Source organism: Bacillus sp. ISL-4 (assembly GCF_018613275.1).
Lineage (GTDB): Bacteria > Bacillota > Bacilli > Bacillales > DSM-1321 > Peribacillus > Peribacillus simplex_E.
Map to the genome: position 1 here is coordinate 1 of NZ_JAGGQN010000061.1, position 12,969 is coordinate 12,969.

Annotated in this window: 12 protein-coding genes and 2 pseudogenes; 3 read left to right on the plus strand and 11 right to left on the minus strand. The window is 37.8% G+C overall.

Annotated features, from left to right (window positions below; translation table 11 throughout):
• Positions 1-189: 189 nt before the first annotated feature.
• From J7J00_RS25700 to J7J00_RS25710, 3 genes are all read right to left on the minus strand, one after another.
• Positions 190-798, minus strand: a complete 609-nt coding sequence (locus tag J7J00_RS25700; RefSeq protein WP_214795766.1) for a DedA family protein — start codon at positions 796-798, stop codon at positions 190-192.
• A gap of 358 nt (positions 799-1,156) precedes the next feature.
• Positions 1,157-1,654 (minus strand): GNAT family N-acetyltransferase, encoded by a 498-nt coding sequence (locus J7J00_RS25705; RefSeq protein WP_214795768.1) that lies wholly within the window; start codon positions 1,652-1,654, stop codon positions 1,157-1,159.
• The gene (locus tag J7J00_RS25710) at positions 1,655-1,825 is read right to left on the minus strand and encodes a hypothetical protein (RefSeq protein WP_214795770.1); all 171 of its coding nucleotides are present in this window, start codon (positions 1,823-1,825) and stop codon (positions 1,655-1,657) included. It abuts the gene before it with no gap.
• Between the two features lie 247 nt (positions 1,826-2,072).
• Between J7J00_RS25710 and J7J00_RS25715 the strand changes: the two genes are divergently transcribed.
• Entirely contained in the window at positions 2,073-3,461 is a 1,389-nt protein-coding gene (locus J7J00_RS25715; protein WP_214795772.1) for a M28 family peptidase, read from the plus strand.
• A gap of 534 nt (positions 3,462-3,995) precedes the next feature.
• On the opposite strand, the pseudogene tnpC reads toward J7J00_RS25715, so the two are convergent.
• Positions 3,996-4,791, minus strand: a pseudogene (tnpC, locus tag J7J00_RS25720) (IS66 family transposase); the annotation flags it as partial.
• Between the two features lie 389 nt (positions 4,792-5,180).
• Here tnpC and J7J00_RS25725 point away from each other — a divergent pair.
• Positions 5,181-6,608: a PQQ-dependent sugar dehydrogenase gene (locus J7J00_RS25725; RefSeq protein WP_214795774.1), complete on the plus strand. Its 1,428-nt coding sequence runs from the start codon at positions 5,181-5,183 to the stop codon at positions 6,606-6,608.
• Positions 6,609-6,908: 300 nt separating this feature from the next.
• Here J7J00_RS25725 and J7J00_RS25730 read toward each other — a convergent pair whose 3' ends face one another.
• The 6 genes from J7J00_RS25730 to J7J00_RS25755 form a co-directional block, all read right to left on the minus strand.
• Positions 6,909-7,460 (minus strand): hypothetical protein, encoded by a 552-nt coding sequence (locus J7J00_RS25730; RefSeq protein ID WP_214795776.1) that lies wholly within the window; start codon positions 7,458-7,460, stop codon positions 6,909-6,911.
• A gap of 227 nt (positions 7,461-7,687) precedes the next feature.
• Positions 7,688-8,077 carry a cupredoxin domain-containing protein gene (locus tag J7J00_RS25735; RefSeq protein WP_214795778.1) on the minus strand — a complete coding sequence of 130 codons (390 nt, stop codon included), beginning with the start codon at positions 8,075-8,077 and terminating at the stop codon, positions 7,688-7,690.
• Between the two features lie 228 nt (positions 8,078-8,305).
• The gene (locus J7J00_RS25740) at positions 8,306-8,491 is read right to left on the minus strand and encodes a hypothetical protein (protein ID WP_214795780.1); all 186 of its coding nucleotides are present in this window, start codon (positions 8,489-8,491) and stop codon (positions 8,306-8,308) included.
• Positions 8,492-8,517: 26 nt separating this feature from the next.
• Positions 8,518-8,913: a 5'-nucleotidase C-terminal domain-containing protein gene (locus tag J7J00_RS25745; protein WP_309487250.1), complete on the minus strand. Its 396-nt coding sequence runs from the start codon at positions 8,911-8,913 to the stop codon at positions 8,518-8,520.
• 9 nt (positions 8,914-8,922) lie between these two features.
• Positions 8,923-10,119 (minus strand): metallophosphoesterase, encoded by a 1,197-nt coding sequence (locus J7J00_RS25750; protein WP_214795783.1) that lies wholly within the window; start codon positions 10,117-10,119, stop codon positions 8,923-8,925.
• A 277-nt stretch (positions 10,120-10,396) separates the two neighbouring features.
• Positions 10,397-11,008: an FMN-binding negative transcriptional regulator gene (locus J7J00_RS25755; protein ID WP_214795784.1), complete on the minus strand. Its 612-nt coding sequence runs from the start codon at positions 11,006-11,008 to the stop codon at positions 10,397-10,399.
• 173 nt (positions 11,009-11,181) lie between these two features.
• On the opposite strand from J7J00_RS25755, the gene pdxR reads away from it, so the two are divergent.
• Positions 11,182-12,561, plus strand: a complete 1,380-nt coding sequence (gene pdxR / locus J7J00_RS25760) for a MocR-like pyridoxine biosynthesis transcription factor PdxR (RefSeq protein ID WP_214795785.1) — start codon at positions 11,182-11,184, stop codon at positions 12,559-12,561.
• A 176-nt stretch (positions 12,562-12,737) separates the two neighbouring features.
• On the opposite strand, the pseudogene J7J00_RS25765 reads toward pdxR, so the two are convergent.
• Positions 12,738-12,969 (minus strand): annotated as a pseudogene (locus J7J00_RS25765) (group II intron reverse transcriptase/maturase); the annotation flags it as partial.

The window sequence follows — 12,969 nt, forward strand, 5'->3', positions numbered from 1 at the left end:
ACACCCTTGCATTAAGCTAACCACTACTACTGCCTTCATGGTTCGGGACTTTCACCCTATAGATTGCACCCATGCCGGGCGCACGAAAAAGCTGACTTAAAGACAGCTCAGATCTTCAGCTAAAGCACTCCATAGTTCTATAAGCTCTAAATATAATTTTATTAAAGTCCTCCATCTAAACCGTCACTTTTATGAAATTCCCCTTCTTAATCGATTTCTTCTCTTCCATAAAAAAAAAATGAATATTGAAAGGACCAATAAACTCGTAATTACATAAATACTATATGTTGACATATATAGTTCAACATTGTTCCAATTTTCCCCTAATATTCTTCCTAATGTGATAAAAGTAAAACTCCATATTAATGCACCAGTATAGGCGTAAACAACAAATTTTCTAATAGGGAATCGATTGACAGATGCTATATACGCTATAAGGTGCCGTACCCCAGGAATAAAATAACCAAATAATAAAAGATAGGGTCCGAATTTCTTGAATAATTTCTTTGTTTTATTAATTTTTTGTTCGGTTATGTGAAGTTTCGGTCCAAACTTTTCTAATAAAGGCAACCCAAATTTATAACCAATGAAGTAGCTAAGCGAGATCCCCCCCGCTCCTCCTACAAAGGCACTTACTATTGAAATTAAGTAAGATAATTTACCCTGAAACACATTGTAACCAATATATGTAAGAAGAGCCTCGTCTGGTATAGGAAGTCCTACAATACCTCCGATTAAAGCAATTATTATTCCGAAGTACCCATAATGTTCTAGAAGGTAAGCAACATGATTTTCCACTTTCTCACTCCAACTTTTCTGATTATTTATTACCAGCAGTATTTAAATAATAAAAAAAGAAAATTTACTCTTCATTGGGGATAATACCTTTAACAATATTAAAGGTATTATCTCCAATTTTTGATTTTCTTATTGCACTAAACTGCCCAGTTAGTTCCGTAAGGAAGAGGTTACCGAAGCAACCTTCATTATTGAAGTAAAGGACCTGTTAATTAAAAAGGTATATTGGATTGGGAAATTCGATTACCTATGCTTCTTACTTAGAAAAAATCGAATAGTTGAAACTAACTGCCCCGTTAGTGGAGGAATGCTGCCCAGTTTAGTAGGTTTCACCCTTATCCACTACAGGGTAAAAGAATCAATTCACACCCTCTCTTAATTTGACCAAGTTATACCAGCTTACTCCACCATGTTTTGATTCAGACATGCCATGGCTAACAAATCCAAATTTTTCATAGAAAGAAACTAATTCCTGTTTACAGGTTAAAGTAATTCCTTCTCTTTCATATTCTTCTACAAGTTCTTCCATTTTATCAATTAAAATCTTTGCAATTCCTTGATTTCTAGCCTGCTTGGACACTGCTAACCCTAAAATACTCTGATATCCTCCTCTTTTCGGATTCTCTTTGATTTCCTCAAAAAGATCATCAGTTATATAAGGCTGATTAATAATAGGACCATTAATATAACCAAGTATTTCCCCTTCCTTTTCTGCCACAATAAAGGTATCGGCTATCAACTGAATCCTCTCCACAAATGCTTCTTTTGTGGCAGCTTCTTCTATTGAAAAGCCTTCATTCTCAATAAATAACAGCTGTTCTAAATCTGTAGTTTGAACATTTCTTAAAGAAATCATCTAGTCTAAAACCCCTTTCCTAACTGGATTGACCTTTTCCCCTGTACCATAATCACGAGCTGTTTTTATATAATCATTGTAATTCATAACAAATTTATAGATAATATTCGCCTTTGCATCTAATTCATGATACTTAGCATTTGTTTGAATCACATTTTCAGTATCTTTCACTTCGCCTCACAACCTTTCGACTATAACAGTAAATTACACAGTATTAGTTTTTTTATTATATCATCATGTATTAATCTTTTAGTATTTCTCCTTTATCCTCTATGTGGTCTTAATTTAACTTCATCTCTTTTTAACGAGAGCGGGTGTCAGACACCGATTGCTAGTTGGAATTTAAAGACTAATGACCCATTTACAAACTATTCAGTTAAATACATAATTAGGAATATTATGAAGAAAGAGGGATTATATGCATAGAAAATCACTAACAGTACTATTAGCTGCGGGTATGGTTCTATCAACTGGTACAGTATTTGCACAAACAAACGGGGCAACAAATGCCCAGTCTGACACAGCTTTTGATAACAAAGTTATCAAAAAAATTAGTGCGGACAATATGTATAATACGATTGCCTATCTATCAGAGCAACCGAGGGCTGCTGGTACAGAAGGGGAGCTCCGTGCAGTCAAATACATAGAAAGTCAGTTTAAGAGTCTTGGTTTTGAAACAAAGGTTCAGCCTTTTCCCATCTATGATACGGTGCAAAATGTAAAAGTGAAAATTGGTGACAGTGATTTAGGAGGAACACCGCGTGCCATTAGCGGCAGTATCAGCGGGAAGGTAACGGCCGAACTTGTTAATGTTGGAAAAGCAAAGCCAGAGGAAGTTGGAGAAAATGTATCTGGGAAAATTGCACTAGTTGAACGTGGGGACATTACCTTTGTTGAAAAGGTTCAGAATGTCCTAAATAAAGGAGCGGTTGGCGTTTTAATGTACAACAACTCACCATCAGGAAATAATTTCGGACAAGTATCAGCGGGGCAAAATATACCTGCTGTAGCCATTACCCAAGCCCAAGGGTTAGAGTTGGTCGAACAGCTTAAAACTAAACAAATCACGTCCACTCTGGAAGTGGGAAAAGCTGAAAGAATCGAAAAGACATCCTACAATGTCATCGCTTCCCTAAAACCAAAAGCCAATAAGGATAATGGTCAAATCGTGACTGTTGGAGCCCATCATGATTCTGTCCCGGGCGGCCCTGGTGCAAACGATGATGCTTCGGGTGTATCAGCTGTGCTGGAACTGGCAAGAATCCTGGCCAAAACGCCAATTGACACTGAAATTCGCTTCCTCACGTTCGGATCTGAGGAAAGAGGGCTCGTTGGATCATCCTTCTATGCAGATTCCCTTCCCAAAGAGGATGTAGACCGCATGGTGGCTCACTTCCAAATGGATATGATAGGGGGACGTGATGCTGGCGAGGATAATCCTGCAGGTGGTTTGATTATGTATACCATTGATGGAATGAAAAACCTTGTGACGGACCTGGGTTCCTCAGCAGGGGCCAGAACGATGGATGCTGCGATTCCTTATGGACAGCTGGGCAGGAGTGACCACCAACCATTCCATGAGCTTGGCATTCCATCCGCCTTGTTTATCCATTCCCCTGTAGAGCCTTGGTATCACCAGCCTACAGATACACTGGATAAGATATCGAAAGAAAAATTGCAGCAAGCAGCTGAAATTGTCGGTGCCAGTGTGTATCAAATTGCCCGTCCGGAAACTCCGGCATTAACAAATGCACATGTAGCTCCTGGCACGGTAGACTATGATTTTGATGACCGTCCGGTAGATTAAATACTTCATAGTACAGAATTACGAGATTAATAATGGATCTTGGAGAAAATCAGGAGGGCAGCTGTGTAGTTTACAGATGCTCTCTTCTTTTTATCGGCCAGCGCCTCGTGCTTAATTTTTTCACTATTTCTAAGCTCTAAGTGTAGTGAAAATCCTATTTGAAATATGTAATAAAACATACATGCTTATCCAACTCCAATACCATTCCCACTGTAAATACTCAATATTATCAGTGTACCTCTCCAATACTACTTCACAGAAATAATTTCAACAATCAATAGATAGAAATCCAAAAACAGCTCAAACTTTAAAGAATGAGCTGTTTTTTGAAATTTTAGGTTACAAACTAAATTCATAACGCTTTCTAAGTCGCAAGTAATATAGCCATGTTCTAACTGTGAATGAACCAAAGATAAAAATGAGAAATACAAACATAACCGTGTTCAGTAAACTCAAGTTCGATGTATTGTTATTAATCAGCTGTCCAGCAGCTCAAGTAGCCCCCAAATACTACATGGGTGGTGTATTTCGGGACTATGTTTTGTTTGCTTCACTTTTTATCGGTACTCTGCATGCCGAGGGTAAACTAGATGACCACGGCAAGACTTTATCTATTACTATTTTATTCGTTAGATCCATATTTGGCAGCGTCTCAAACAAATATCGAAGATAATGATAGGGACTCAAATCGTTCTCTTTTGCCGTTTCAACCACACTATACATGATGGCACTCCCTCTAGCACCTCGCGGTGTATTAGAAAACATCCAATTTTTTCTCCCAATCACAAACGGCTTAATGGAACGTTCACTTCTGTTGTTGTCGATTTCTAAATGCCCGTCCAATAAAAAAGCTTCAAGATGCTTCCATTGATTCAAACAATAAGTGATAGCTTTTCCTAGCGCACTTTTTGGTAGAACGAGATCTTTTTGTTCATAAAGCCATGCTGAAAAAAGGTCCAGAATGGGCCTGCTTTTTCCCAGTCGCTGCTCATGTCGTTCTGTAAGGTCGACATGTTTTAGCTTTCTTTCGATAGAATAGAGTGAGTTGATTACAGAAATACAACCCTTCGCTCGCCTTCACCTTTTTTCCTTTCTGTGAATCAGGTAAAGCCTTTAAGGCTTCATCAAACTTACGTCTGGCATGCGCCCAACATCCCACAAGGGTGACATCCGGTACTTGATTGTAACCACTATATCCATCCACTTGTAAATAACCTTGATAACCCGTTAAAAAACGTTTCGGTTGTTCGCCTGCTCTTGTTGGTTGATAGTCATAGAGAACAATGGGGATATCATCTCGCCCTGTGCGATATAACCACAGATAGCATTTTTATGCTTCGATGATTTCTTGTTGAACTAATTTACCCCTATAGTTTAAGTACATGCTTTCACAATCTCAATAGTGTAGAGTCTTTTGAGACACAATCCAATCACATAAAAAATAGAGTTCAATATGTCTCATATGACCTGTATCAGAACGCTTATCGTTGTAAACAAGCATTTTCCTGATGCTCCCCCTTAAATGGCCCTGAAATGAATATAAGCGCTTATCCTAGTTCCAGGATAGCGTCCTTTAATGGAATGGCTTGAATTTATCCTCATTCTTACTCGTGCTGAAAGTAGTGCAATGCCTTATCAGATTCCCGGCCTAATTTGGTACTAATAGACGGTTCTAATCATATTCTTATAAGAAAACAATAAGAAGGGGTGTAAAATCAGTTGATAAAAGTTAAGGTTGGTTTACGGCCCATTGTAAGTAATATAAATTTACCTACTGTTTTAAAGACAACCATACTTCCAGGTGACTCAATTGAAAGATTATTTATTGCAACCCAGGTAGGAGAGATCTTTTACATAGGAAACGGAGTTATTAGGACTTTTTTAGATATTCGCCCGCGAATTTTAAAATTAGGTAGTTCTGAACAAGGTGTTTCAGGTAGGGGATATGATGAACGGGGATTATTGGGGCTAGCGTTTCATCCAGAATTTTATTATAATGGTTTGTTTTATCTTCATTTTTCAGTAGCTGGAACACAAGGTCCAGGGGCCCTTACTGAACATTTTAGGCCTAATCCGTGTGATCCCAGAACTTTAAACCTAAAGTGGATAAATAGAGAAACTCAATATGATCATATTAATACAGTTGAAGAATGGATTTTACAATCGAATGGTCAACCTCAAAAACGACGGACATTACTTAACATAAGAAGACCATTTTTTAATCATAATGGTGTCAATAGCTTAAACTTTTCACCTGAAACCGGAAAACTTATTTTAACAACCGGGGATGGTGGATCAGGCTATGATCCATTTAATTTAAGTCAAGATGATATGGAGATAGCTGGTAAAATAATTGAAATCGATGTAGATAAGAGCATATCCTTCAATAATCCACCCATTGTTACACGTTTTAATGAACTTCCCTTTCCTATTCAGGAAACGCTTACGGTCATTGCAAAAGGGGTGCGCAATATACCAGGCATTTCATTTCAAAGGTTTTATAATCAGTATATCAAATATGCGGGGGGTGTCGGACAGGATTTGGTTGAGTCGATTTTTGCATTCGTTCACTATAAACCAATACCGGTTACTGAGATAGTTCAAGCTTCTTTCATGAATTCTGAAGCTGACAAAGAAGGATTCATTAACTTTGGCTGGCGAGGTTGGGAAGGTGCTTTTCCTACTTCGATTATAAGAGGATGCAATGAAAATAATAATTTGGATGAGAAAACAATTGCTTATTACCATGAAGCAGTAACACTTTCAGCGAGTCGTCTTCAGCCTCTAACCAGTTATTTTCATAAAGATACCAGACCCGATAAGTTTGGAGGAACTGCACTTACAGGAGTGCAAGCCTATATGGGGAATACAATCCCTGGTTTAACGGGAAGCGTTGTGTTTACCGATCTTGCCCGGAAAGATTCTCAACCCCGGGTTAGAGGGGCTTTAGCTTATACCACCGTAAGACCCAATGGTGAACAAAATGATTTTAGTGTGATACAAACCGATTATGATTTTGGGTCTCAATCAGCCTATTATGTTAGTTTGGGAACGAATCTGAATCAAACCAGCTTATATTTAGCGGCTTATGGCTCTATGAAAGTGACTGATTTTAACCAAGGCACTGTTTTTGAAATAGTTCCATGAATAAAAACAATAAATTTCCACTTACTCTTGATAAATCGCTTACATGGATTTGATGAATCGTAATTAGAACCATGTGATGGAGAATTATTAAATTAGGCTGTTTTCGCATACTTTGTTGCCATTTACCAAGTAATGTGGTGTGGTTGATCTCGCTTTCCGCGTGGCGGGCGGTGAGCATCCTCGGCGTAAACGCCTGTGGGGTCTCACCTGTCCCGCTGCTCCCGCAGGAGTCTCGCACTTCCACTCCAATCAACCTTAAATAGTTTCGTTTTAAAAACAACAATCTTAACGAAAAGAGCCTTAAATTCTAATCATTTTTAGTCTTTTAAAAAGGATTAAAGCAATTTCAACCCATAACCAGCTATAAATGAAGGCAAATAAAAAGCCAAATATAAGAAATGAAAAGGAAACAGAGACGGCCGGACCTAAAACTGGAAAGTGAAAAATAACTATTAAACTCATAATTCCTAACATTAAAAGAATGGCACCAGTAGCAATAATACTTAACCTCATCTTAAAAAGGTGAAAAGATGCCCCTATTCCAAGTCCTAACAATCCTGTTGTAAAAGGAAATACAATTAGTTCCGTTGGCTGTAGGATGAATAACAGCATAATTGTAAGAAAGTAGGACATTGCCCCAAATGGAATGGAAAACATGGAACATAACAGGATAGGTGCAGTTGCCAGTGGACTTATACAATATCCTATCCCTGGTACAACCCCGGCAGCCTGCAGAATAGCAGCAATACAGGCAAAAATAGACACTAAAATGAGCTTCATCGTTTTTTTATGTTTATTGAATATTATTTGAGATAAACGAACCTCATCAGAAATAGGTTTAAAAAAATACACCTTTCCACCTCATTCTAAATGGTTTATACGTTACCTTACATTATATTATATTATATTTACCATTTATTAGAGGTGGAACAATTATTATTAATCCAAGCATCAATATCCTCTGTAATGAAAAATAAGCTTGATAAAAAATCTCTCTAAAACTTAATCGATCATACAAAGTAGAGAAGTCCATTCGCGGAGGAAGTAATAAAAAAACAAGGCCTTATTGGCCCTGCATTTTATTCGACTATTACTTTCCCAACCATTCCTTCCTGGAAATGGTACCGACATATCAGTTCATATGTACCGGGCTGTTTCGGATTTACGGTAATGTTTTTTTCATCACCTGGCTGGACCTCAACGTCAATGCCGAGCTTTTCAACTGTGAAGGTGTGCTCTTTACTGCCTTTGTTTTTCAATATCAACGTTGTGGCTGTTCCATTCGGAATAGTGATGACTTTCGGATTAAAGAAATCATCTTTCAACTCGACCTCAATCGATTTCCTCGGCTCCATAGGCTGATTTACAACACCGGATTCGGCAAATACACCGAGTGAGCCTAGTGTTGTCACAACTACAAACATCGCAAGTACACCGACTAATCCTGTTACCCACTTTTTAACAGACATTCGCAATCCCTCCTTTCCTCTATTTTTTTCTAATTCATGAAAAATTATTACTATAAATTTGGTTGTGTGCTTTCAGATAGTAACTTTTTTATCTGAAACAGAGGAAGGAAAAGGATTGACTCTAATGACAATCTTCTGGAATCCTATTCTTATGCAACTAAACTGCCCGTTTAGCTCCATAAGAAAAAGAGCTGCCAAAGCAACTCCCTTATTGAAGTAAAGCACTTGTTATTTGAATAAGTAGTTACCTTTTATTTCTCGTTTAATTGCTCTAACCACTCTATAAAATAGAGGTCTAAGATTCTTTAATGAGTAAGTATTTACCAAAAATAATACCCATTGACATTCAATATCTCGTGCTATTCCTAAAGCCATTTCATTAAATCCTCCAGCTTCATCTTCCTCAAAAGCCAATTATGCAAGTCCTTGTATTTTCCCCTTCATTCTTTCATTGAATGGAGAGAAATTTCTTGGGGATACTTCTGTTGGATATAGCGTATAAGTGCAGTGACAACTTGTGGTCCGGTTTCCACGAGCCTACCTTGTTCAAATGCAGTGAAGTTATCACCGCCTGAAGCTAAATAATTACTAACCGCTACTTCATATTCGTTGTTTGGCTGAATCTCTTGACCCTTCATGTCTCTCAGCGCAACAATGCGGTTGCCAATTGGAGCGTTGGGGTCCCAATTATATGTTAAACCAACCGTTTGTATTCTATTTTCATAATCTTTCGCCCACTGCTGTTCTAAAGCAAGTTTTATTTGGTTTCCTGTTAAGATTAACTTACTGACACTATGACCCATAGGCAAGTCTGTATAAAGGTCTTCTACAGTGATATCCCCTTTTTAAAAATTTTTCCGTATTTCTCCTTGATGGACAAAAGCTATATCTACCCCCATGGCTTCCCGCTCAGATTCTGCAATCATTTTCGCTAATGGGGATTCACCGTTTGCATCTTGATTTCGTGAGATTTCTTCAGGCATTTCTCCTATTATCTGATTAAAATAGCTCCCCAATCTTTTTCTATATTTATTTAGAAGAGCAACAGTTTCTTTATCTGGTTTTACATTATGATGTGAAGTGACAATAATCTTTGCTTGTTTCTTAACAATATTTTTAGTATGTGGGTCAATTTCAAGATTCACTTGAGAAAAGGCTTTCCCATTAGAATAAGCTTGAACGATCAGTTTACCGGCTACAAGGGTATTGGCATATTCATGGCTGTGACCGGCAAAAATGACATCGACCTCATCATCGATTTTTGGAGCCATCTCCACTAAAGCTCCACTGGAATTTGCTCCTGCCTGATCTGATTTAGCTGATTCATGTGCAAGTACAACAATTACTTTAATCCCTTTTTCCTTTAAAAGCTTAACGGTTCGGTTAATGACTGAAACTTCATCGGTAATTTCTACTTCTTTTCGATTTTCAGGTGCCACATACAGATTGGTCTCTTTTGTGACGACACCGATAAATCCAATATTAATTCCGTCAATTTGTTTAATAACATACGGTGGTAACAAGGAAGTACCCGACTTTGTATCGATGATATTTGCAGAACTGTAAAAAGTATTGGCTCCTTGAAAATAACCTGTTTTTTTATTGAAGCCTCCATAAATAAGACGTTTCATTTCATTTACGCCTTGGTCTAATTCTTGATTTCCAGGTGTCCCGACATCAAAGTGCAGGAGGTTTAAAAATTCGATCGTTGGTTCGTCTTTAAATTGTGAAGAGATTGGAGGACTTCCTCCTACCATATCACCAGAAAGAACAAGTAGTGTATTTGGGTTTTCTTGCATATATTTTTTTAAATAGGCAGCCAGGTATTCAGCACCCCCTGCCATGGTTCCTGAAACCATTTGATATTTGTTTAGTTGGCCGTGAAAATCATTAACGCCTAACAATTGTACTTGAATGTGGCGGTTGGATGTGGAATGATTCGTTGTGGAATGCTTGGATGAGTGTGCTGTGATTTTATAAGTTACGAAAATGATGAAAAATACCAAGATGAACAAAGAAGTTATGGCCTGAAATTTTGACAACTTCCGATCCCTCCCTCTGGATGTAAATTAAGAATAACTCTAGATTTTTATATCCGTATAAAGGGACCTTGATTTTTTGTTATATTTTATATAACGATTGTTAAATTAAACCAGCATGTGCATATCTTTTTAAAAATGTTCATAACCCGATAGTGAAAAAAACGTTACTGCTAATTACAGTTAGTATTGAAATCTGCTCCGTTGTAAAAGAAGTTCAACAAAAAGAGTGTAAATCCTTATTGGATCAACACTCACGTTAGTGCAGTAACATTCAACGTTATTTTTTTAGGTTTTCTTTCATTAAAAAGGAAATTTTTTGCTCATCTGTATTTTGGATCTGTTCCAGTTGATTAATAACCAGCTCTTGCCGATGTAATGAATGGTTTTGACTTAACTTCGCTTTTCCCTCTATCTTGTTGATTTTTATTTTGAAGCCTTGAATCCCTTTGTTCATCCCAGCGAGAAAGCCAGCATCTAAATCTTGCAAATTGTATGAACTATCAGGGGCTTCATACTTCAAGACCATGTCCTGCAAGGTATCCGTTAACTCCTGTTCATCCTCAATAAGTTCGACTTCGCCGTATACATGAACAGTCACATAATTCCATGTTGGTACTGCTTGGTTCGTCTCATACCATGAGGAAGAGATATAACAGTGAGGACCATGAAAGACCGCTAAGACTGTTTGATCTTCAATATCCTTCCATTGAGGGTTCGGACGAGCAAAATGACCATACAAATAGGTTTTCTCCTTATTCAACAGAAGTGGTAAATGTGTAGCAAATGGTATGCCTTCATGCATTGAAAACAATGTTGCAAAACCATTCTCCTGTATTACATCGTAGGCTACTGCTAATTCTTTTATTTCAAACTGCTTAGGGATATACATAAAAAATCTCCTTTCATCCGTTAATATTATTCCATTCACAATCATAGCGACTTTTACTAAGCGTCCATCCTCATTTCTACCCGAGAACCTCATCTGTAAAATATAGTATTATACAAATTGACATATAAAAAGGTACAATTCTAAATAAATAAACATGTCAAAGGAGATCGTAAATGATAAATACCATTTTTGCTTTTAAGGAGGATTCTCCCAGATACAAACAAATTTACGAGCAGTTTAAGTTATTTATTGAACGGGGTGACTTACTTGCCGATGAACAATTGCCCTCCATCCGTCAACTGGCAGATTCCCTTCAAGTAAGTCGCAATACGACATTAATGGCATATGATCAACTTGTAGCTGAAGGCTATATTCGTGGAGAAGGGAGAAAAGGTTATTTTGTAAATGAATTAGAGCCACTTTTATCCCAAGAAGAATTAATTCCTCATAATAAAAAGCAAAGAGAGAAAGTGACACCTATCCTCATTGATTTCCGGGCTGGTGCCGTAGATCAAGCACATTTCCCTCTGAAAATTTGGAGGAGGATTGCCAATCAAGTATTAACGTTACAGGAGAGTTTTCAATATGGGGAACCCTTTGGTGAGGTGTGCCTACGTGAACAAATTGCCACATACTTACTCCAATCTCGTGGGGTGAAAACAGATGCAAATGCCATAATTATCGGCAGCAGTACCCAACAAATGCTTATCAGTCTTGGACATATACTGAAGGATGATTTTCCAAGCATTACAGTAGAAGACCCTGGATATGATGGCGCTAGGGAAGCTTTTCAATTCCATTGTTTTACGATTGAAACTTTACCAGTTTATGAGGCAGGTGCTGATTTTTCACAATTAAAACAAATCAAATCACGATTAATCTATGTAACACCTTCCCATCATAGTCCATATGGGGTAAGCATGTCCATTCAACAACGGCAGACGCTTATTCATTGGGCTAACACGATGCAAGGTTATATTATCGAAGACGATTATGATAGTGAATTTCGCTATACGCAACAACCATTTCCAGCTCTCACTTCCATTGATTCTGCAAGAGTCATTTATTTAGGGAATTTCTCAAAGTCCTTTCTTCCAGGAATTCGTTTAAGTTATATGGTGTTGCCAGAGCCGCTTTTAAACCGTTATAAAAATCAATTTCTTCATTTCGAGAGTACCACTTCACTTCTAAGCCAACTCACAATGGCTAAATTTATGGAAGAGGGAGAATGGAATCGCCATATTAAACGTATGCGTCTTGTTTATAAACGAAAAATGCAGCACTTGGTATCAGTATTAAAAAAGCAATTCGATCAAAATATATCCATTATTGGTAATCAGTCCGGTTTGTATGTATTAATCAAAGTACACCTGAACCGTTCAGAAGAATGGCTAATAGAGCGCGCTTCCTTTCATGGTGTTAAAGTGTATCCTACCTCACTCTACTTCATTAAAAATAATACCGATAAACCAATTATCAAACTTGGTTTCAGTAATCTTTCTTGTGAGGAAATCAAGCATGGCGTGGAGCTCCTAAAAAAGGCTTGGGTATAAAAAACACCCCCGTAATTACAGCTTATGTCAAATAATTGGGGCAAATCATGGACTTTTAAAACACAGTTCCTTACCACTGACATGCCCCGTTAGCTCCATAAATCGAGTAGGAGGAGGCGCCTAGCCTCCGACCTCTCACACCACCGTACATACCGTTCGGTATACGGCGGTTCAGTTTAAGTCTGACGTAGTTTTGTATATCGTTCATATAGATTTACTAACCCTTGGTGGTGCCAATAAACATTATTAAGGGTTTTGTCTAGAATAGGACTATGCGCTATGCGCCAATATCCCTTTCTGCTATTTCCCCATTCATATGCTTTTTCAAATGGGACGCCTAATCCTTTGAGTTTCCTCACTCTCGTTCTTGGCAATTTCCATTGCTTCCATAGGCACATCCTGAGTCTT

Bases quoted from the DNA above. Each gene is read 5' to 3' on its own strand.
- pdxR (WP_214795785.1), top strand. From the start codon at position 11,182: ATGATAAATACCATTTTTGCTTTTAAGGAGGATTCTCCCAGATACAAA.
- J7J00_RS25715 (WP_214795772.1), top strand. From the start codon at position 2,073: ATGCATAGAAAATCACTAACAGTACTATTAGCTGCGGGTATGGTTCTA.
- J7J00_RS25755 (WP_214795784.1), bottom strand. From the start codon at position 11,008: ATGTATATCCCTAAGCAGTTTGAAATAAAAGAATTAGCAGTAGCCTAC.
- J7J00_RS25705 (WP_214795768.1), bottom strand. From the start codon at position 1,654: ATGATTTCTTTAAGAAATGTTCAAACTACAGATTTAGAACAGCTGTTA.
- J7J00_RS25735 (WP_214795778.1), bottom strand. From the start codon at position 8,077: ATGTCTGTTAAAAAGTGGGTAACAGGATTAGTCGGTGTACTTGCGATG.